Annotated in this window: 16 protein-coding genes; 9 read left to right on the top strand and 7 right to left on the bottom strand. The window is 58.0% G+C overall.

Annotated features, from left to right (window positions below):
* Positions 1-4: 4 nt before the first annotated feature.
* Positions 5-1,051 carry a spermidine/putrescine ABC transporter substrate-binding protein PotD gene (gene potD, locus ACCW71_RS01700; protein ID WP_436369704.1) on the top strand — a complete coding sequence of 349 codons (1,047 nt, stop codon included), beginning with the start codon at positions 5-7 and terminating at the stop codon, positions 1,049-1,051.
* Between the two features lie 33 nt (positions 1,052-1,084).
* On the opposite strand, the gene cobB is transcribed toward potD, so the two are convergent.
* From cobB to lolC, 4 genes are all read right to left on the bottom strand, one after another.
* A complete protein-coding gene (cobB, locus tag ACCW71_RS01695) occupies positions 1,085-1,918 on the bottom strand; it encodes a Sir2 family NAD+-dependent deacetylase (protein ID WP_436369200.1) in 834 nt (277 codons plus the stop codon).
* 144 nt (positions 1,919-2,062) lie between these two features.
* Positions 2,063-3,307, bottom strand: a complete 1,245-nt coding sequence (gene lolE, locus ACCW71_RS01690; RefSeq protein ID WP_436369199.1) for a lipoprotein-releasing ABC transporter permease subunit LolE — start codon at positions 3,305-3,307, stop codon at positions 2,063-2,065.
* Entirely contained in the window at positions 3,307-4,011 is a 705-nt protein-coding gene (gene lolD / locus ACCW71_RS01685) for a lipoprotein-releasing ABC transporter ATP-binding protein LolD (RefSeq protein WP_436369198.1), read from the bottom strand. The genes lolE and lolD overlap by 1 nt, the downstream gene beginning before the upstream one ends.
* On the bottom strand, positions 4,004-5,203 hold the full coding sequence (gene lolC / locus ACCW71_RS01680) for a lipoprotein-releasing ABC transporter permease subunit LolC (protein WP_436369197.1): 1,200 nt from the start codon (positions 5,201-5,203) through the stop codon (positions 4,004-4,006). The genes lolD and lolC overlap by 8 nt, the downstream gene beginning before the upstream one ends.
* A 247-nt stretch (positions 5,204-5,450) precedes the next feature.
* Here lolC and ACCW71_RS01675 point away from each other — a divergent pair, with 247 nt between their 5' ends.
* A complete protein-coding gene (locus ACCW71_RS01675; RefSeq protein ID WP_436369703.1) occupies positions 5,451-5,660 on the top strand; it encodes a hypothetical protein in 210 nt (69 codons plus the stop codon).
* A 226-nt stretch (positions 5,661-5,886) separates the two neighbouring features.
* Positions 5,887-9,330: a transcription-repair coupling factor gene (mfd, locus tag ACCW71_RS01670; protein ID WP_436369196.1), complete on the top strand. Its 3,444-nt coding sequence runs from the start codon at positions 5,887-5,889 to the stop codon at positions 9,328-9,330.
* Positions 9,331-9,449: 119 nt separating this feature from the next.
* Here mfd and ACCW71_RS01665 read toward each other — a convergent pair whose 3' ends face one another.
* Both ACCW71_RS01665 and ACCW71_RS01660 read right to left on the bottom strand, forming a co-directional pair.
* Positions 9,450-9,992: a glycine zipper 2TM domain-containing protein gene (locus tag ACCW71_RS01665; protein WP_436369194.1), complete on the bottom strand. Its 543-nt coding sequence runs from the start codon at positions 9,990-9,992 to the stop codon at positions 9,450-9,452.
* 404 nt (positions 9,993-10,396) lie between these two features.
* Positions 10,397-10,978 carry an Ail/Lom family outer membrane beta-barrel protein gene (locus tag ACCW71_RS01660; RefSeq protein ID WP_436369193.1) on the bottom strand — a complete coding sequence of 194 codons (582 nt, stop codon included), beginning with the start codon at positions 10,976-10,978 and terminating at the stop codon, positions 10,397-10,399.
* A 1,148-nt stretch (positions 10,979-12,126) separates the two neighbouring features.
* Between ACCW71_RS01660 and ACCW71_RS01655 the strand changes: the two genes are divergently transcribed.
* From ACCW71_RS01655 to ACCW71_RS01630, 6 genes are all read left to right on the top strand, one after another.
* Positions 12,127-13,113 (top strand): autoinducer 2 ABC transporter substrate-binding protein, encoded by a 987-nt coding sequence (locus ACCW71_RS01655; RefSeq protein ID WP_436369191.1) that lies wholly within the window; start codon positions 12,127-12,129, stop codon positions 13,111-13,113.
* 235 nt (positions 13,114-13,348) lie between these two features.
* Positions 13,349-14,869 carry a sugar ABC transporter ATP-binding protein gene (locus tag ACCW71_RS01650; RefSeq protein ID WP_436369190.1) on the top strand — a complete coding sequence of 507 codons (1,521 nt, stop codon included), beginning with the start codon at positions 13,349-13,351 and terminating at the stop codon, positions 14,867-14,869.
* Entirely contained in the window at positions 14,862-15,851 is a 990-nt protein-coding gene (locus ACCW71_RS01645; RefSeq protein WP_436369189.1) for an ABC transporter permease, read from the top strand. The genes ACCW71_RS01650 and ACCW71_RS01645 overlap by 8 nt, the downstream gene beginning before the upstream one ends.
* A 1-nt stretch (position 15,852) precedes the next feature.
* Positions 15,853-16,806, top strand: coding sequence for an ABC transporter permease (locus tag ACCW71_RS01640; RefSeq protein ID WP_436369188.1), 954 nt, complete (start codon positions 15,853-15,855; stop codon positions 16,804-16,806).
* 28 nt (positions 16,807-16,834) lie between these two features.
* The gene (locus ACCW71_RS01635; RefSeq protein ID WP_436369187.1) at positions 16,835-18,475 is read left to right on the top strand and encodes an FGGY-family carbohydrate kinase; all 1,641 of its coding nucleotides are present in this window, start codon (positions 16,835-16,837) and stop codon (positions 18,473-18,475) included.
* Positions 18,472-19,080 (top strand): SIS domain-containing protein, encoded by a 609-nt coding sequence (locus ACCW71_RS01630; protein ID WP_436369186.1) that lies wholly within the window; start codon positions 18,472-18,474, stop codon positions 19,078-19,080. Before ACCW71_RS01635 ends, ACCW71_RS01630 begins: the two co-directional genes overlap by 4 nt.
* Positions 19,081-19,168: 88 nt before the next feature.
* Here the strand turns inward: ACCW71_RS01630 and ACCW71_RS01625 are convergent, their stop codons facing one another.
* A complete protein-coding gene (locus tag ACCW71_RS01625; RefSeq protein WP_436369184.1) occupies positions 19,169-20,473 on the bottom strand; it encodes an NAD(P)/FAD-dependent oxidoreductase in 1,305 nt (434 codons plus the stop codon).
* Positions 20,474-20,497 lie beyond the last annotated feature (24 nt).

Below are 20,497 nucleotides of genomic sequence, written 5' to 3'. Positions count from 1 at the left end.
AATGATGATGAAAAAAAAGTCTCACTGGCTGGCGGCGGGCGCGCTGCTGCTGAGCATGGGTGCTGCGCAGGCTGAAGAGAGCAACACGCTCTACTTCTACAACTGGACCGAATATGTGCCGCCGGGCCTGCTGGAGCAGTTCACCAAAGAGACCGGCATCCGGGTGATCTATTCGACCTATGAGTCGAATGAGAGCATGTACGCCAAGCTGAAAACCTGGAAAGAAGGCGCTTACGATCTGGTGGTGCCTTCCACCTATTTCGTGGCCAAAATGCGCAACGAAGGCATGTTGCAGAAGATCGATAAAAGCCAGCTCAGCAACTTCAGCAACCTCGATCCGGCGCTGCTGAATAAGCCGTTCGACCCCAACAACGACTACTCGATTCCCTATATCTGGGGCGCGACCGCCATCGGCGTCAACACCGACGAAATCGATGTAAACAGCGTTAAGCGCTGGGCCGACCTGTGGAAGCCGGAATATAAGCAGAGCCTGCTGCTGACCGACGATGCGCGTGAAGTGTTTCAGATGGCGCTGCGCAAGCTGGGCTACTCCGGCAACACCCGCGATCCTGAGCAGATCAAAGCGGCTTATCTGGAGCTGAAAAAGCTGATGCCCAACGTGCTGGCCTTCAACTCCGATAATCCGGGCAATCCTTACATGGAAGGCGAGGTGAATCTGGGGATGCTGTGGAATGGCTCGGCTTACGTGGCGCGGCAGGCGGGAACGCCATTAGCCGTGGTCTGGCCTGAAGAGGGCGGCATTTTCTGGATGGATAATCTGGCGATTCCGGCCAACGCGAAGAACAAGGCGGGGGCGCTGAAACTGATTAACTTCCTGCTGCGCCCGGACGTGGCGGCGAAAGTGGCGGAAACCATCGGCTACCCTACCCCGAACCTGGCCGCGAAAGCGTTGCTGCCGCCAGCGGTCGCCAGCGATCCCTCACTCTATCCCCCGGCCGACGTCATTAACAAAGGTGAGTGGCAGGATGACGTGGGCGACGCCAGCGTGCAGTATGAGACCCTGTTCCAGCAGCTGAAAGCGGGCCGCTGATCGGGTCAGCCGGGCGGCTCTTCAGCCGCCCGGTTACTTATAGAGCGTGCGCAGCAGCCGGTGGACAAACTCCGGCACCACTTCACTCGCCAGGCCGTAGTGCCGTTCGGCAAACTCGTTACCCACCTGGCTCGGCTCCAGATTCAGCTCAACGGTATGCGCGCCTTGCACTTTGGCTTCATGCACAAAACCGGCGGCCGGATAGACATGGCCCGAGGTGCCGATAGCGATAAAGTAGTCAGCCTGCTCCAGCGCCTGGTAAATCTCTTCCATCCCCAGCGGCATCTCGCCAAACCACACCACGTGCGGGCGCAGCGCAGAGGGAAACTGGCAGCAGGTGCAGCGATCGTCCGGGGTAATATCCCCGGTCCACTCAATCACCTGACCGCTGTTGACGCAGCGCACTTTCAGCAGCTCACCGTGCATATGCAGCACCCGACTGTTTCCGGCGCGTTCATGCAGATTGTCGATATTCTGTGTCACCAGCAGAAAGTTATCGCCCAGTACCTGCTCCAGCTCGGCCAGCGCCAGGTGGGCCGCGTTGGGCTGTATCTCCGCCTGCTGCAACTGCTGGCGGCGCGCGTTGTAGAAGCGCTGCACCAGCGCCGGGTCGCGCTGAAAGCCTTCCGGTGTCGCCACATCTTCCACATGGTGCTCTTCCCACAGCCCGTCAGCGGCACGGAAGGTGCGGATGCCGGACTCCGCTGAGATCCCCGCGCCGGTCAGCACCACCACATGAGGCTGAGGATGGGCGGCCAGTTCAGCCTGACGGTCGCGCTCAAAAATGCGCTGACGAAAGCGCTGATGCACCTTTCTTCGGGTCTTTTTCAGGCGGGCAAGTCGCAGGCGACGACGGGGTGTACGCATAAAATCTCCTGGCGTAGCGGCTGCGGCGAGCCGCTTTAAACAGATTCCGGGCTGACATCAGCCGATAGTAACGGTTGCCGGGGGCGGAGCCCAACAGCAAAGGTCTTAAAACCGATGCGGCGCGAAGTCACTCGCGCCGCCTTTTTACTGACCGCTTAATACCCGCGCCGGTTCAATGCGGCTGGCGCGTCTGGCCGGATACCAGCTCGCCAGCAGGCTCAGCAGGATGGCGGTGATCAATACCGAGAACACATCAATCCAGTGCAGTTCCGACGGCAGGAAGTCGATAAAGTAGATGTCGCCCGCCAGCAGATGATGGCCGGTGATCGACTCCAGCCCGCGCACCAGTCCGGTCAGGTTGAGCGCCACCAGCACGCCGACCGCCACTCCGCTGACGCTGCCCAGCAGGCCCGCCAGCAGACCGTACCAGATAAAGATGGCGCGGATCAGCCGGTCTTTCGCCCCCAGCGTACGCAGCACCGCGATGTCGCTGCTCTTATCTTTCACCGCCATTACCAGGGTAGAGACGATGTTAAAACAGGCGACGCCAATCACCAGCACCATCGCCAGATACATGATGGCGCGGATCATCTGAATGTCGCGATACATGTAGCCATAGGTGCCGATCCAGCTCTTGATATAGACGTAGGAGCGGGTCGCTTCACCGGCATCCCGCACCAGCTTCACCGCCTGGAACGGATCGGTCATCTTCAGGGCGATGCCGGAGACACTGTCGCCCATCTCCAGGTAGTGCTGCGCGTCGGCCAGCGGCACCAGCGCCAGACTGTGGTCGAGCATCCCGCTCAGTTGCAGGATACCGCTGACCTGAAGCCGGATACGCTTCGGCTGCAACAGTTTGTTGTCCCCATCGTTATTCGGGATCATGATGGTGATCCAGTCGCCCTGCTTCACGTTCAGCGACTTCGCAATGCCGCCGCCGAGAATGATCTGCTGTTTACCCGCGGCAAAGGAGGACCAGGCGTTGTCCGCCACAAACTGCGGCAGCGCGCTCAGGCGTGGCTCCTGCGCCGGGTCGACCCCTTTCACCTGTAACGCTTCCAGCCGGGCACCGCTCTCAATCAGACCGGTGAAATTGACGTAAGGCGCGGCCGCCGCGATGCCGGGCACCTTTTCAATCGGCGCAATCATCGACTGCCAGTGCTGAAACGGCTGATTGACCGCCTCGATCTCACCGTGCGGCACCACGGCCAGGATGCGGTTGTTCAGCTCCCGCTCAAAGCCGTTCATCGCGCTGAGGCCGATGATCAACACCGCCACCCCCAGCGCGATACCGATGGTGGAGATCACCGAAATCAGCGATACCATGCCGCCACGACGACGGCCGCGGCTGAAGCGCAGGCCCAGCAGCAGCGATAACGACGAACCCATTACAGCGCTCCTGCCATGATCACCTGATCGCTTAACTGACCGTCACGCATCTCCATCTGGCGCGTCATTCGTTTCGCCAGGTGCAGGTCGTGCGTCACCACCAGAAACGCGGTGCCCTGACGGACGTTAAGTTCGCCCAGCAATTCAAAGATGGCATCGGCGTTGCGTGCATCCAGGTTACCGGTTGGCTCATCGGCCATCACCAGCCGCGGCCGGTTGACCAGCGCACGGGCAATCGCCACCCGCTGGCGTTCGCCGCCCGACAGTTCAGAAGGCCGGTGGGCGGCGCGATGTTCCAGCCCTACCGCCGCCAGCATCTCCCGGGCGCGATCCTGCGCTTCCGCTTTGGCGGTTTTGCCAATCAGCAGCGGCATCGCCACGTTCTCCAGCGCGCTGAAGTCCGGCAGCAGATGGTGGAACTGATAGATAAAGCCGAGTTCGCGGTTACGCAGCTCCGCTTTGGCGGCGGAGGACATGCCATTCAGAGATTTGCCATCAAACACCACGTCACCGGAGGTCGGGGCATCCAGACCGCCCAGCAGATGCAGCAGCGTACTTTTGCCGGAGCCGGAACTGCCGACAATCGCCATCAGTTCACCAGGTTCAAGGCTGAAAGCCACATTGCGCAGCACATCGGTCTGCACGCTGCCTTCCTGATAGCGTTTGCACAGGTCGCGACACTGCAACAAAGGAGAGTTACTCATAACGTAAAGCCTCAGCAGGTTGAACGGCGGCAGCGCGCCACGAAGGATAGAGCGTAGAGAGCAGCGCCACAATCATCGCGCTGAGGGCGATAGTGACCACCTGCCACAGATTAATATCGACCGGCAGGGCTGCGCCATCAAGGAACAGACCAATCACCGGCATTAAATTATTGAGCTGGCTGGCCAGCAGCACCCCCAGCAGCGTACCCAGCAGCGTACCGATGATGCCGGCGCTGGCGCCCTGCACCATAAACACCGCCACAATCTGTCGCCGCGTCAGCCCCTGGGTTTGCAGGATAGCCACTTCGCCCTGCTTCTCCATAATCAGCAGGCCCAGCGAGGTGATGATGTTAAAGGCGGCGACGGCGATAATCAGGCTCAGCAGCAGGCCCATCATGTTCTTCTCCATGCGCACCGCCTGGAAGAGATCGCCTTTGCGCTCGCGCCAGTCTTTCCAGACCAGTCCCGCAGGCAGCGTCTGCTGACTCAGGCTGTCCACCGACAGCGGTTTTTCCAGCCACAGCCGCCAGCCGGTGACGTTACCGGCCGGATAGCGCATCACGCGCGACGCATCCTGCTGGTTGACCAGAATCTGGTAGCCATCGACTTCGCTGTTGGCCGCGTAGGTGCCCGCCACGGTAAACAGTCGCTGACTCGGCACCCGTCCCATCGGGGTAAACTGGCTGACGGACGGCACCATCAGACGCAGCTGGTCGCCGCGTTTTACCCCCAGCTGTGACGCCAGCTGTTCGCCGAGTATCACCTTGTACTGCCCTGGCTGGAGCACGCTCTGCTGGGTATTCACCAGGAAGGGGGTGAGCGGATCCTGCTCATCCGGCTGGATACCCAGCATCACTCCGACCGAGACGCTATGGGGACTTTGCAGCACCACGTTGGCGGTGGTCAGGGGCGCGATCCGGCTGACGCCTTGCAGCGTCAGGCTGGAAGCGGGCTGCTGTTGCGGGTTGATGCTGCCTTTGTCGCTGGTGATCAGCGCCTGGGGCATCAGGCCCAGAATATTGCCTTCAAGTTCACGCTCAAAGCCGTTCATCACCGACAGGACAGTGACCATCGCCAGCACGCCGAGCGTAATGCCAATCGTTGAGAGCCAGGAGACAAAGCGACCGAAGCGATCCGATGCTCGTCCGCGCATGTAACGCAGACCGATAAATAGCGCGACAGGTTGATACATGGAATCCAGTAAGCCGTTGCCTGAAAATAGGTAGTGGGATGATAAAGGAGCGGCTGGCTTTATGAAACCTCTAACCCTCTGAGTCGGCAGCAAAGTTGCATCAGAATGCGTCACCCTGCGCGTCAAAGCGCCGGAATAGCGGCGAAAGCGGCAGCTTATTGGCGGATTATCCAGCGGCCCGGCGGGTAGACTATAATCACTCTCAGGATAAAGGGTGATTTATCGTACAGCGGGAGAGGTCACGACCATGTTCAAATTTCCCAAAGGCAGTCTGGTGAAACATCGATCCGGGGAGATCAAAGGCGAAGTCATCAACGTCTTTGAACAGGGTGACGCACCGGCCGGCTACTACGTTAAGTGGGACGACGGCAACCTCAGCTATCATCCTGAGCAGGAGTTATCCTGGGCGAATATCGACCGCCCACGCATGCATTACACACAGCAATCCATAAAATAAATGCTCGTTTTACCCCGTCGCTGCAAGGCGACGGCGGTTTTCCCTGGTGCCCTGCCCCACGCCGTCTATTCTCTCTCTATCCGCTGCATTATCGCTGACGCCCGGTAATGGCTGACCGATCCCCGGTCAGGCGTGGCGCGGCAGGAAAATTATGCCGCACAGGTGATCCCCCTGACATAATATGGAATGATTACGTCCTGGAAAAATGGAGCAACCCCGAGAACCCATGCCCGAACAGACTCGTTATACCCTGCCCGTTAAATCCGGCGATCACCGCCAGCTCGGTGAGCTTATCGGCGCTGCGCACGCGGTAGAGTGTGCCAGCATTACCGAGCGACATACCGGTCCGGTGTTGATGATTACCCCCGATACCCAGACTGCGCTGCGCCTGCTGGATGAGATCCGCCAGTTTACCGATCTGCCGGTCGCCCATCTCGCCGACTGGGAAACACTGCCCTACGACAGCTTTTCACCGCATCAGGATATTATTTCCGCCCGCCTGTCGACCCTCTACCAGCTGCCGGTGATGCAGCGCGGTATGCTGATCATGCCGGTCAACACCCTGATGCAGCGCGTCTGTCCGCACAGTTTCCTGCACGGCCATGCGCTGGTGATGAAACAGGGACAGAAACTGTCGCGCGATCGGCTGCGCGACCAGCTGGAGCAGGCGGGTTATCGCCATGTCGATCAGGTGATGGAGCACGGCGAATATGCCACGCGCGGCGCGCTGCTCGACCTCTTCCCGATGGGCAGCGATCAGCCCTATCGCATCGACTTTTTCGATGATGAGATCGACAGCGTGCGTCTGTTCGACGTCGACAGTCAGCGCACGCTGGAAGCGGTCGCCGAGATCAACCTGCTGCCCGCCCATGAGTTTCCCAGCGATAAAGCGGCCATTGAGCTGTTCCGCAGCCGCTGGCGCGAGACGTTTGACGTGCGCCGCGAGTCGGAGCATGTCTATCAGCAGGTCAGTAAAGGCACCCTGCCCGCAGGCATCGAGTACTGGCAGCCGCTGTTTTTTGAGCAGCCGTTGCCCGCGCTCTTCAGCTATCTGCCGGACAACACTCTGATTGTGAACTGCGGCGATCTGGAGGGCAGCGCCAGCCGTTTCTGGCAGGATGCCGAGGCGCGCTATGAGAACCGCCGGGTTGATCCGATGCGCCCGCTGCTGGAACCCACTCATCTCTGGTTACGTCCTGACGCGCTGATGGGCGAGCTGAAACGCTGGCCGCGCATTCAGATGACCAATGAAACCCTCCCCGCCAAAGCCGCCAATACCAATCTCGGCTATCAGCCGCTGCCCGACCTGACGGTTCAGGCGCAGGCGAAGGCTCCGCTGGATCATCTGCGCCAGTTTATCGAGACCTTCAGCGGCGCGGTGGTCTTTTCGGTAGAGAGTGAAGGCCGGCGCGAAAGTCTTCAGGAGCTGCTGGCGCGGATTAAGCTGCGTCCTCAGACGGTTAAACGCTTCGACCAGACCGGCGAAGAGCGTTTCAGCCTGATGATTGGCGCCAGCGAGCGCGGCTTTGTTGACACCCAGGGCAACCGGGCGCTGATTTGTGAAAGCGATCTGCTGGGCGAGCGCGTCAGCCGTCGCCGCCAGGATACCCGCCGCACCATCAACCCGGATATTCTGATCCGCAACCTGGCGGAGCTGCACCCTGGTCAGCCGGTGGTCCACCTGGAGCATGGCGTGGGACGCTATATCGGCCTGACCACGCTGGAGGCGGGCGGCATTCAGGCGGAATACCTGATGCTGTCGTACGCCAACGACGCCAAACTCTATGTGCCGGTTTCGTCGCTGCATCTGATCAGCCGCTATGCGGGCGGAGCCGACGATAACGCGCCGCTGCACAAACTGGGCAGCGATGCCTGGTCGCGCGCGCGGCAGAAAGCGGCGGAGAAGGTACGTGACGTGGCGGCTGAACTGCTGGATATTTACGCCCAGCGCGCCGCCAAAAGCGGTTTCGCCTTTAAGCACAACCGTGAACAGTATCAGCTGTTCTGCGAAAGTTTCCCGTTTGAAACCACACCGGATCAGTCCCAGGCGATCAATGCGGTGCTGAGCGATATGTGTGAGCCGCTGGCGATGGATCGTCTGGTGTGCGGCGATGTCGGCTTCGGTAAAACCGAAGTGGCGATGCGCGCCGCGTTTCTGGCGGTGGAAAACCACAAACAGGTGGCGGTGCTGGTGCCAACCACCCTGCTGGCGCAGCAGCACTACGATAACTTCCGCGATCGCTTCGCCAACTGGCCGGTGCGCATTGAGATGCTCTCCCGTTTCCGTACCGCCAGAGAGCAGGCGCAGGTGCTGGAGCAGGCCAGCGAGGGCAAAATCGATATTCTGATCGGCACCCATAAGCTGCTGATGAGCGATCTCAAATGGCACGATCTCGGCCTGCTGATTGTCGATGAGGAGCACCGCTTCGGGGTACGCCACAAAGAGCGTATCAAGGCGATGCGCGCCGATGTCGACATTCTGACCCTGACCGCCACGCCGATCCCGCGCACCCTGAACATGGCGATGAGCGGCATGCGCGATCTCTCGATTATTGCCACGCCGCCCGCCCGTCGTCTGGCGGTGAAAACTTTTGTGCGGGAGTTTGACGATCTGGTGATCCGTGAGGCGATTCTGCGTGAGATCCTGCGCGGCGGTCAGGTCTATTACCTCTATAACGACGTGGAAAACATTGAGAAAGCGGCGCAGCGGCTCACCGATCTGGTGCCGGAAGCGCGGGTCGCTATCGGTCATGGTCAGATGCGCGAGCGCGATCTGGAACGGGTGATGAACGATTTCCATCATCAGCGTTTTAACGTGCTGGTCTGCACCACCATCATTGAAACCGGTATCGACATCCCCACCGCCAATACCATCATTATTGAGCGGGCCGACCACTTTGGTCTGGCGCAGCTGCATCAGCTGCGTGGTCGCGTCGGGCGTTCGCATCATCAGGCATACGCCTGGCTGCTGACGCCGCATCCGAAAGCGATGACCACCGACGCGCAAAAGCGGCTGGAGGCGATTGCGTCGCTGGAAGATCTGGGAGCCGGTTTTGCGCTGGCGACCCACGATCTGGAGATCCGCGGAGCCGGTGAGCTGCTGGGAGAAGAACAGAGTGGTCAGATGGAGACGCTGGGCTTCTCGCTCTACATGGAGCTGCTGGAAAACGCGGTCGATGCGTTAAAAGAGGGACGCGAGCCGTCACTGGAAGATCTCACCAGCAACCAGACCGACGTGGAGCTGCGGATGCCCGCCCTGCTGCCGGAGGAGTTTATCCCGGATGTCAGCACCCGCCTCTCGCTCTATAAGCGCATCGCCAGCGCGGAGAGTGAGGAGGAGTTGCAGGAGCTGAAGGTCGAAATGATCGACCGCTTTGGTCTGCTGCCCGATCCGGCGCGCAATCTGCTGGATGTGGCGATTATCCGCTTAAAAGCGCGGGCGGTGGGGGTGCGTAAGATCGAGGCCAGCGACAAAGGCGGCTATTTCGATTTTGCCCCGCAGAACAAAGTTGATCCGGCCTGGCTGATTGGCCTGCTGCAAAAAGAGCCGCAGCAGTGGAAGCTGGATGGTCCGACGCGCCTGCGCTTTACGCGCGAGCTGGCGGAGAGGAAAGTGCGTATGGAGTGGGTGCAGGGCTTCGTGTCGCAGCTGGCTGAGCATCAGGCGTAATCCGCCGACGTCCCTGCCCCGCGCGTCGGGGCGGCGGGCCAAAAAAAGGCGCATCCTGAGATGCGCCTTTTTTATTACTTTGTGCTGTGTGGCCGCGAGTGCGGCAAGGCTTTGCCCAATTACGCCTGATCGCTGTTAAGAATCAGCTGACCATTGCGATCCAGTGGAATACGGGTGCCGGGATCATTTTCCATACGGATTTTACCCTGCTGATCGCCTATTTTGTAGGTCACATCATATCCCAGTTTTTTCTCTTGTTTGTCATAGACGGTTTTGCAGCGCTGCTCGGTGGTGGTGTAAGTATCGCGGTCCTGCAACCCGGCCTGGACCTGATTACCGGCATAACCACCCGCCACCGCACCCGCCACGGTCGCCACATCTCTGCCGCGACCGCCACCAAACTGATGGCCTAACACGCCACCCGCTACGGCACCTAATACCGAACCGGCAAGACGGTTTTCATCCTGCACCGCCCGGCGATGCGTCAGCGTAACATTACGGCACTCCTGACGAGGCTGCCGGATGCTCTCTTTAATCGGCGTGGCTGCCAGCACCTGAGCGTATTGAGGACCGCGATCAAACACATTCATGCCTGCTACGGCGGCGACGCCTAAAGCGGCTGCCACACCAATACCGATACCCGCTAACATTGATTTATTCACAGGAAGTTCCTCCTGAAAAGTGTTACCGCGCATTCCTGCTGCTACAGCATCCTCGTAAACTGAGGCATAACCGGCGTGCGCGACTCGCCGTGTTTGTTGGGATGAAGTTTTACAGATGGACCGAAATTGCAACATCAGATAAATGGAGGAAATCGGTCGCTTCGCTATCAGGACCAGTTTTTAGGAGAGTTCTGAGGCGGAAAAAGCAGCAGTGCGGGGATTGGGGTAACGGCAACAGGCGTAGTCAGGTCAGGGAAGAATAGTGGCAACCCGGCGTGCCATCAGGCTGTCGCTTCCGCCGGAGGCGCAGAACCGCGCCTGACGCCGAACCACTGTTTCTGCCGTGACTGAGCGGCGCGTGGCGGGCGATCCCCCCGGCCAGTCGGCCAGGGGTTAAAGACGACTCAGAAACGGTAGCCAACGCCGATGTTGAAACCATTGATGTCAACATCCTTATAAAAACTCGCGCGCGTGCCTTCATAACCCACATTAACCGACAGCGTTTCTGTCGGGTTAAACACCACACCCGCACCGTAAGCAAACGAGGTTTTTCTCTCGTTGTAAGTGCCGGAATCGTAGCTATATGGCGTCCGGTAAGTTGATCGTGTGTCAGCCTTGGTGCGCGCCACACCCACTAAGCCATAGAAGCTGACATAGTCATTAATACGGTAGGCCGGGCCTGCCAGCAGGGAATAATATTTACCGTCGGTTTTTTGTCTGTATTCATCCACACCTTCAGGTTCGACATAATTCCGGGAGAAACTATCATCGCCTTTCATATAGCTGAATGAAGCCATCACGCTGAGCGGCGAATCCCATTCATAACGGTACTGAAGGTTAATACCGCGAATATCGCTGAAGTTTTTCACATTGCTTTGGGCGTAACCGATCGAGACAGTGTGGTTATCAGCCAGCGCGGAATGACCAGCGAACAGAGTGCCGCAGAGCAGCGCCAGAGCCGTAAGTTTGCTTTTCAATGGAATCATCCTTTTGATAATTTATTAAATTATTTCCCCGCGTTTAACGCAGGACTTCACTCCCTGAATCACCAACCCCGGACAGAAAGAGCAGACGTTATCTCTGACCGCCGCAGTCAGACAGGAATTTCATGATGCGCAGCGGCTATCTGGCTGATCCCATAAGGAAAATAGCCGTTCACCGCCGGCTGCCTTCAGGATAAACAGGCAGTCGCATAGATTATGAAATCACCCCGGCATTGCGGATTGCGCAAATAACCCCAATTGGCAGGCGTCAATTTACACTCGCCTGCTTAAATGATATGCAGCTCTCTCCGCGATAAGCCGTGGATCAGAGCCTGCACCCGAAATATTATCTATTATTGTCAGCATTTCGCTTTGGGGCATGATTAAACCAAAAGTTTTAATAGGCATCAAGTGTTGATGACCATCACAGATAAAAGCTTATCGCTGCCGCTGCGCATATAAAACAGAGCACGATAATCTTTTCCCGCAGTCCGCTCGCTAACCGTTCAATACAATGTCAGCCCGCATCGGGGCGAATATTCGTCTGCGATGTCGGCATGAAAATTCAATAAGCGAATAAAGCTCACCAGACCACTGAACAAGCCTTGCGGCGGAAAATAGCCGTTCTCAAAAGATAATTGATTGTTCAGATTTTGCCCTGATGACTCCCTTGCCGGTAGCGGGCAGCGAGCGGTAAAACAGACCAGAAATTAAAACAGGAGGTCGCTCCGGCAAGACAGAGTTGAGGCATTAACCGCGTCCTGCCCTCCCCGGCTTCCGCAGGACAAACCTTACGGCACGCACTGCGTGAAGCTGTTCACACTTTGTGCAAAAAATTGCCGGCGCAACGGATTAACCCGTGAAAGAAAAAGTTGAAGCGCTTCATTTGTATATTTTTTGTTAACAAAGCATTACTTAAAAGTAACAAAATAGCCTCAAAATCCAGCAAAGCCGCAGCGACTCGTCTTACACACCCCGATAATTAACTTTAAATTAACAAAATAAACCATAATAATTAACAATAACGGATTATGATCACATTTTGCTCACAGCCCGGCGAAAAGCGATTTCCGGTTAAGTTAATCTCTGAATCGAGTCTTACCAGCCACTCCCTGTTTCATACACCAGAACATCATAACAAAGGTACCGAAATGAAATTTAATCTCGCCTCGGTCAGCGCATGTGTTATTTCAGCATGCATGTTACTTACCACCCCGGCGCTCGCCGCCAAACCTTACGATATAGCTGTGGTCGCTAAAGTGACCGGTATTCCGTGGTTTACCCGCATGGAAGTCGGCGTAAAAGAGGCTGCGCAGAAACTGGATGTCAACGCCTATCAGGTCGGTGCGTCCACCCCGGACCCGGCGCAGCAGGTTAAGGTCATTGAGGATTTAATCGCCAAAAAGGTCGACGCGATTATCGTGGTCCCCAATGATGCCAAAGTGCTGGAACCGGTGCTGAAAAAGGCGCGTGACCAGGGCATCGTGGTTTTAACCCATGAATCGCCGGATCAGCAAATTGGGCAATGGGATGTCGAGACAATCGACAGCCAGAAATATGCTGAAGCCAACATGGACGAGCTGGCAAAAGATATGGGCAGCAAAGGCGGTTACGCCATCTATGTCGGCTCGCTGACCGTGCCATTGCATAATGCGTGGGCGGATGCCGCGATAAAATATCAGAAAGAAAAATACCCGGAGATGCATGAGGTCACTTCACGCCTGCCGGTGGCTGAAAATATTGATAAGTCCTACTCCACCACGCTCGATTTAATGAAAACCTATCCTGACCTGAAAGGCATTATCGGTTTCGGCTCGCTCGGCCCGATTGGTGCCGGCCAGGCTGTGCAGCAGAAACGGGCGAAAAATAAAATGGCGGTGGTGGGTATTGCGATGCCAGCGCAGGCCGCTCCCTATCTGATGCGCGGTGATATTAAGAAAGTCCTGCTCTGGGACCCGAAAGATGCCGGTTACGCTTTAGTCACGGTTGCCGATCAGCTGCTTCAGGGTAAAGAGGTTACTAAAGAGCTGAGCGTGGAAGGACTGGGTAAAGCTGATGTCGATATGGACAAGAAAGTGATCCGCTTTAATAAGATCCTCGAAGTGACGCCAGAGAATGCGAAATCACTCGGATTCTGATTGGGTTTTTATCGCGTTATTTGACGGGGAGGGATTCTCCCCAGCGCCACACCGGTAAAGAGAAACAGATACGGCGTCACCGGCGATGCTGTATCTGAATTTCTGCTCAGCCCCTGAAAATTGATACCCGGCATCGTTCAGGCGTTAAGGCGAAAAACAGGTGACTCCCGATCGGTCAGTGATTCGGGTAAACCGGTAGCGCCTGCGCCCTGACGGGCAGGCTTAAGGATCGATGATGAATACGCTCAGCACGCACTCTGTCCCTGCTGAGGCCTTTATCAGCCTCGAAAAAATCAGTAAAAAATTTCCCGGCGTATTAGCGCTGGATAATGTCAGCCTGACGCTGAATAAAGGCGAGGTGCATTGCCTTGCCGGTCAGAATGGCTGCGGCAAAAGCACCATCATTAAAGTGATTTCCGGGGTCTATCAGCCGGAAAAAGGCGCGGCTATTACGCTGGATGGGAAACTTTTTCATACCCTGACGCCCCAGCTCTCCTCTTATTACGGCATCCAGGTGATTTATCAGGATCTCTCTTTATTTCCCAATCTGTCAGTGGCCGAAAATATTGTTATTCACCGCTACCTGCCGGGAGGCGATTTCTGGGTTCATCGCGCCCCGATGCGTAAAAAAGCGCTGGCGGTGATGCAGCGGGTCGGCGTGGCTCTCGATCCTGACCGTAAAGTCGAAAAACTCTCCATTGCCGACCGTCAGCTCGTGGCGATCTGCCGGGCGATTGCCGCGGACGCCAGCCTGGTGATCATGGATGAGCCGACCGCGTCACTCACCCGCACCGAGGTAAATGGCCTGCTGCGTGTGGTCAGAGAGCTTAAAGCCGCCGGGATCTGCGTGGTGTTTGTCAGCCATCGGCTCGATGAGGTGATGGAAGTGGCCGACCGTATCAGCGTCATGCGCGATGGCAAGCTGGTCGGCACCTGGCCAGCCAGCGATCTCGACAGCCATGAGCTGGCGTTTCTGATGACTGGCCAGCGTTTTACCTACAGCCACCTGCCGCACCGCGCGCCGGCCGACGTGACGCCGCTGCTGGAGGTGAGCCAGCTGAGCCGCAAGGATCACTATCACAATATTTCGCTGTCGCTGCGTCAGGGGGAAATCACCTCGATTATCGGCCTGCTCGGTTCGGGACGCACGGAACTCTGTCTCAGCCTGTTTGGCATGAGCCAGCCGGACAGCGGAGAGATCCGCATCAACGGGCAGGCGGTGAAATTCCGCTCTAACCGCGACGCCATCCGCCACGGCATCGCCTATGTCTCGGAAGATCGTCTGACGCAGGGGCTGATCATGGATCAATCCATTTATGACAACACTCTGGTCTCGATTTTCGACCAGCTGCACACCGGCACAGGATTAATGGATCACCGCAAAGCCGCGTCGGTGGTAAACGACCTGATCCGGGATCTGAACATTAAAGTCCCGGACAGCAGCCTGCCGGTGAAGACCCTCTCCGGCGGCAACGCGCAGCGTATCGCGATCGCCAAATGGGTGGCGACGCGGCCCCATATCCTGATCCTCGATTCGCCAACCGTGGGCGTCGACATCGCCAACAAAGAGGGGATTTACCGCATCGCACGCGATCTGGCGGAATCGGGCATGGCGGTGCTGATGATTTGCGATGAAATCCCGGAGGCCTATTACAACAGTCATCGCGTGCTGGTGATGCGCAAAGGCGAACTGGTGGCGGAATTCGCACCGCACCAGAGCAGCGAAGCGCAGATTGCGGAGGTGATTAATGGCTAAAACGTCGCTCTCAAAACTCTTTATCCAGCACGAATTCTGGCTGGGATTGCTGGTGCTGCTGCTGGTGACTGGTCTGAGCGTCAGCACCAGTGAGTTTATGACGCTGGGCAACCTGACCGATGTCGCCACCAGCTACGCCATTCTGGGCATTCTGGCCTGCGGCCTGTTTGTGGTGCTGATCGCCGGCGGCATCGACATCTCCTTTCCGGCCGTCACCTCCATTGGTCAGTACGTGATGGCAAGCTACATCATTCATCACGGCGGCAACTTCCCGCTGGCGTTTGCGATGGCGATGGGCGTCGGGTTGCTGCTCGGGCTGGTCAACGGTTTTCTGGTCTACTGGCTGCGCGTGCCGGCCATTATCATCACTATCGCGACCCTGAATCTGTTCTACGGCTTGCTGGTCTATCTCACCAACGGCACCTGGCTGTACGGATTCCCCGACTGGTTTATGAACGGCATCAGCTGGTTCTCCTTTACCGCCGCCGACGGCTACGACTATGGCCTGACGCTGCCCCTGCTCAGCCTGCTGGCGGTGGTCATTATCACCGGGGTGCTGATGAATTACACCCGCGTTGGCCGCCAGATCTACGCCATGGGCAGCAACCGTGACGCCGCATCGCGTCTTGGCCTGAACATTCTGCGGCTGCATTTTTACGTCTACGGCTTTATGGGACTGCTGGCGGGCATCGCTGCGGTGGTGCAGGCGCAAATTACCCAGTCGGTCGCACCCAACTCGCTGCTCGGTTATGAGCTGACGGTACTGGCGGCGGTGGTGCTGGGCGGCACCAGCATGACCGGCGGACGCGGCTCGCTGATCGGCACCATTCTCGGGGTGATGCTGCTGGCCTTCCTGCAAAATGGGATGACCCTGCTGGGCATCTCATCTTACTGGCATCAGGTTTTCAGCGGCCTGATCATTCTGATCAGCATCAGCAGCACCGCGTGGAATGAAAAACGTAAACTGGCTAAGGGGATGTGACATGACCACCTTAAACCGCTTCCTGCCCGGCGACCGCATTATCCGTTTGCAGTTGCTGATCCTCGTTGCCGTCGCCCTGCTGTTCTCGTTCACGCTGGGCGGCAGTTTCTACAGTATCGGCAATTTCCAGTCGATCTCCTCGCAGTTACCGATTCTTGGCATGCTGGCGCTGGGGATGGGGATCACCATGCTGACCGGCGGCATCAATCTGTCGGTTATCGCCGGTGCCAACGCCTGCTCGCTGGTGATGGCCGCCATTCTGGTGGCGCACCCGGACCAGCCGGGCTATTTCGTGCTGGCGATGCTCGCCGGTCTGCTGGTGGCGGTGGCAACCGGTCTACTCAATGGCGCGCTGATTGCCTATATCGGTGTGTCGCCGATTCTGGCGACGCTCGGGACCATGACCCTCATCGCCGGTCTGAATATTCTGCTGACCAACGGCGCGGTGATCTCCGGCTTCCCGCCGGTGATTCAGTACCTCAGCAACGGCAGCCTGCTGGGCGTGCCGGTTGCCCTGCTGCTATTCCTGCTGGTTGCGCTGCTGCTGTGGGTGTTACTGGAACACACCACCCTCGGCCGCAGCCTCTATCTGATGGGGTCCAGCGAACAGGCGACGCGCTTCAGCGGTGTCAACACCCACAAAGTGACGATCGCGGTGTATGTGCTTTCCGCGCTGCTCGGCTGGGGCGCCGCTCTGCTGATGATGTCCAAATTTAACTCGGCCAAAGCGGGCTACGGCAACTCCTATCTGCTGGTCACTATTCTCGCCTCGGTACTCGGCGGCATTAACCCTGACGGCGGGTTTGGCCGGATTATCGGCCTGGTGCTGGCGCTGATCGTCCTGCAAATGCTGGAGAGCGGCCTCAACCTGATGGGGGTCAGCAGTTACCTGACCATGGCTCTCTGGGGTTGCGTCCTGATCCTGTTTATCGCCCTGCAAAACCGGAAATCATAAGCGAAGGCTTTTTAAGAAAGGAAAGAAGATGGCGAGTTATTTTATTGGAGTAGATGTAGGAACCGGTAGCGCCCGCGCGGGTGTCTTCGACATGACAGGCCGCATGCTTGGCCAGGCCAGCCGCGAGATCACCCTGTTCCGCCCGAAAGCCGATTTCGTCGAGCAATCTTCCGATGAAATCTGGCAATCGGTTTGCAACGCGATTAAAGATGTCGTGAATCAGGCGGATATTAACCCGATTCAGGTGAAAGGGATCGGGTTTGATGCCACCTGTTCGCTGGTGGTGCTGGATAAAGAGGGCAAACCGCTGACGGTCAGCCCGACCGGGCGCAGCGAGCAGAATATTATTGTCTGGATGGATCACCGCGCCATCACGCAGGCGGAACGCATTAATGCCACCGGACACCGCGTGCTGGAGTTCGTCGGCGGGATCATTTCCCCGGAAATGCAGACACCCAAACTGCTGTGGCTGAAGCAGCACATGCCGACCACCTGGAGCAACGTCGGGCATCTGTTCGACCTGCCCGATTTCCTGACCTGGCGCGCCACCCAGGATACCACCCGCTCCCTCTGCTCCACCGTCTGCAAATGGACCTATATCGGTCACGAAGATCGCTGGGATCCGGGTTACTTCCGCCAGATCGGTCTGGAAGATTTGCTGGAAAACAACGCGGCAAAGATCGGCAGCGAAGTGAAAACCATGGGTGAGCCGCTGGGTCATGGCCTGACGCCGCGCGCCGCCGCCGAAATGGGGTTGATCGCGGGCACGGCGGTCAGCGTCTCGATCATTGACGCTCATGCCGGCAGCCTTGGCATTCTCGGTGCCAGCGGAGCCTCTGGCGAGTCAGCGGATTTCGACAACCGCATCGCGCTGATTGGCGGCACCTCTACCGCGCATATGGCGATGTCGCGCAGCGCGCGTTATATCGGTGGCATCTGGGGCCCCTATTATTCGGCGATTCTGCCCGACTACTGGCTGAATGAAGGCGGACAGTCCACCACCGGTGCGTTAATTGATCATGTGATTCAGTCGCACCCCTGTTATCAGGATCTGCTTAAACAGGGCAAGGAGAGCGGCAAAACGATCTATGAAATCCTCAACGGCATCCTGCGCAGAATGGCGGGAGAACCGGAGAATATCGCCTTCCTGACCAAAGATATTCATATGCTGCCCTATTTCCACGGCAACCGCTCGCCGCGCGCGAACCCGACGCTGACCGGCACCCTGACCGGCCTGAAATTATCCCGTACCCCGGAAGATATGGCGCTGCATTACCTTGCCACCATCCAGGCGCTGGCGCTCGGCACCCGCCACATTATCGAGACCATGAACCAGAGCGGCTACTGCATCGATACCATGATGGCGAGCGGCGGCGGCACCAAAAATCCGATCTTTGTGCAGGAGCACTCCAACGCGACAGGCTGCGCGATGCTGTTGCCGGAGGAGAGCGAAGCGATGCTGCTCGGCAGCGCCATGATGGGCACGGTGGCGGCGGGCGCGTATGAGTCATTGCCGGAAGCGATGGCCGCCATGAGCCGCATCGGTAAAACCATCACGCCCCAGACCAACAAAATCAAAGAGTATTACGACCGTAAATATCGCGTATTCCATGAGATGTACCATGACAGTATGAAATACCGGCAGCTGATGCAGGGGGAAAGCGAATGAATGCGGAAGAGGAGTTTACCCAGGCGTGTCAGAGCTGGCAGATCTACAGCGAGGAGCTGCTGGCGTTGCAGCGTAACCTCACGGCTGAGACCTGGCAGCAGCTGCTGACGCGGATTACCGGCTGTCAGGGTAAAATTGCCGTCACCGGCGTCGGCACCTCAGGCATCGCCGCGCGCAAAATCGCCCACATGCTGGCGTGCGTTGAGCAACCGGCCGTCTACCTCAGCGCCACCGACGCGGCCCACGGGGATCTGGGATTTATGCGCAGCGACGACCTGATGATCCTGATTTCCCGTGGTGGCAATTCTGAAGAGCTTACCCGGCTGTTACCGACGCTGGAATCCAAAGGTGTGATGATCATCAGCGTCACGGAGAATCCCGACTCGGCGATTGCCCGCGCTGCCAGCCTGGTGATAAAAACGCATATCCAGCGGGAGATCGACCCGCTCAATATGCTGGCCACCACCTCCATCGTGCTGGTGCTGGCGGTGTTCGATGCGCTGTGCGGCGCTATCATGCGGCGTAATGGCTTCGATCAGCAGCGTCTGCTCAAGGTCCATCCCGGCGGCAATGTGGGGAAAATCCTGCGCGAAAAGGATGCCTGAACCAGCGAATCTGCCGCTGTCCGGCGCAAAAAAGCCCCCGGTGATAAGGGGGCTGACAGAGCGATTAACCGCGCTCGCCTGAGGCGAATCAGTGCAGCTTAAGCCGCGGGCGGATCACCCGGTTGATACTGCCGACCAGCATCATCAGGCCGGTTTTGAAGTAGCCATGCAGGGCGATCTGGTGCATACGGTAGAGAGAGATATAGACAAAGCGGGCAATCCGCCCTTCCACCATCATCGACCCGCGCATCAGGTTGCCCATCAAACTGCCGACCGTACTGAAGCGGGAGAGCGAGACCAGAGAGCCGTGATCTTTATAGACATAGGCTTTCAGCGGCTTGCCCTGACGCTGCGCCAGGATGTTATCCATGGCGCGGGAGGCCATCTGGTGCGCCGACTGGGCGCGTGGCGGAACAAAACCGCCGCCCGGTAAGGCGCAGGAGGCGCAGTCGCCAATCGCGTAGATGTCATCGTCCAGCGTGGTCTGCAACGTCTCTTTAACCACCAGCTGATTGATGCGGTTGGTTTCCAGTCCGCCAATCTCTTTCAGGAAATCCGGCGCTTTGATGCCCGCCGCCCAGACCATCAGGTCAGCTTCAATAAACTCACCGCCTTTGGTATTCAGGCCGTTATGCTCAGCGCTGGTCACCATCGTCTGGGTCAGCACCCGCACCCCCAGCTTGGTCAGCTCCTGATGCGCCGCTGAAGAGATGCGCGGCGGCAGCGCAGGCAGAATACGTTCGCCCGCTTCCACCAGCGTCACATTCAGCGCTTCGCGTCCCAGCCCTTTGAAGCCGTAGCTGTGCAGCTGTTTCACCGCGTTGTGCAGCTCCGCTGACAGCTCGACGCCGGTGGCGCCGCCGCCGACAATGGCGATATTGACCTTCTCAACCCGGCCTTCGCTGGCGGAGAATTTCAGGAACAGGTTCAGCATCTCATTATGGAAACGCCGCGCCTGATGTGGGTTGTCCAGGAAGATGCAGTGCTCTTTGATTCCGGGCGTGCCGAAATCGTTGGAGGTGCTGCCCAGCGCCATCACCAGCTGGTCGTAGGCCACTTCACGCTGCGGCACCAGCACCTCACCCTGCGCATCCCGCACTTCGGCCAGATGGATCACTTTTTTGGTCCGATCGATGTCGGTAAGCGACCCCAGCTGGAACTCAAAGCCGTGGTTGCGCGCATGGGCCAGATAGCTCAGCGCATCAATGCCCTCATCCATTGAGCCGGTCGCCACTTCATGCAGCAGCGGCTTCCACAGGTGGCTGTGGTTACGATCCACCAGGATAATCTCGGCCTTCTTTTTACGACCGAGTTTATGGCCCAGCTGGGTCGCCATCTCCAGGCCGCCCGCTCCCCCTCCGACAATAACAATTCTCTTAACAGATGTAGTCAACAAAGACCCCCTCAAATTGTGAAC

This window comes from Pantoea sp. C2G6, from assembly GCF_051336815.1.
Classification (GTDB): Bacteria; Pseudomonadota; Gammaproteobacteria; order Enterobacterales; family Enterobacteriaceae; genus Pantoea.
Note: the sequence above shows the minus strand (reverse complement) of the source record. Positions and strands in the feature narration are given on the sequence as shown.

What these genes read in the sequence shown, in the direction of transcription:
- potD (WP_436369704.1), top strand. Translation starts at nt 5, where the DNA reads ATGATGAAAAAAAAGTCTCACTGGCTGGCGGCGGGCGCGCTGCTGCTG.
- cobB (WP_436369200.1), bottom strand. Translation starts at nt 1,918, where the DNA reads ATGCGTACACCCCGTCGTCGCCTGCGACTTGCCCGCCTGAAAAAGACC.
- lolE (WP_436369199.1), bottom strand. Translation starts at nt 3,307, where the DNA reads ATGGGTTCGTCGTTATCGCTGCTGCTGGGCCTGCGCTTCAGCCGCGGC.
- lolD (WP_436369198.1), bottom strand. Translation starts at nt 4,011, where the DNA reads ATGAGTAACTCTCCTTTGTTGCAGTGTCGCGACCTGTGCAAACGCTAT.
- lolC (WP_436369197.1), bottom strand. Translation starts at nt 5,203, where the DNA reads ATGTATCAACCTGTCGCGCTATTTATCGGTCTGCGTTACATGCGCGGA.
- ACCW71_RS01675 (WP_436369703.1), top strand. Translation starts at nt 5,451, where the DNA reads ATGTTCAAATTTCCCAAAGGCAGTCTGGTGAAACATCGATCCGGGGAG.
- mfd (WP_436369196.1), top strand. Translation starts at nt 5,887, where the DNA reads ATGCCCGAACAGACTCGTTATACCCTGCCCGTTAAATCCGGCGATCAC.
- ACCW71_RS01660 (WP_436369193.1), bottom strand. Translation starts at nt 10,978, where the DNA reads ATGATTCCATTGAAAAGCAAACTTACGGCTCTGGCGCTGCTCTGCGGC.
- ACCW71_RS01655 (WP_436369191.1), top strand. Translation starts at nt 12,127, where the DNA reads ATGAAATTTAATCTCGCCTCGGTCAGCGCATGTGTTATTTCAGCATGC.
- ACCW71_RS01650 (WP_436369190.1), top strand. Translation starts at nt 13,349, where the DNA reads ATGAATACGCTCAGCACGCACTCTGTCCCTGCTGAGGCCTTTATCAGC.
- ACCW71_RS01645 (WP_436369189.1), top strand. Translation starts at nt 14,862, where the DNA reads ATGGCTAAAACGTCGCTCTCAAAACTCTTTATCCAGCACGAATTCTGG.
- ACCW71_RS01640 (WP_436369188.1), top strand. Translation starts at nt 15,853, where the DNA reads ATGACCACCTTAAACCGCTTCCTGCCCGGCGACCGCATTATCCGTTTG.
- ACCW71_RS01635 (WP_436369187.1), top strand. Translation starts at nt 16,835, where the DNA reads ATGGCGAGTTATTTTATTGGAGTAGATGTAGGAACCGGTAGCGCCCGC.
- ACCW71_RS01630 (WP_436369186.1), top strand. Translation starts at nt 18,472, where the DNA reads ATGAATGCGGAAGAGGAGTTTACCCAGGCGTGTCAGAGCTGGCAGATC.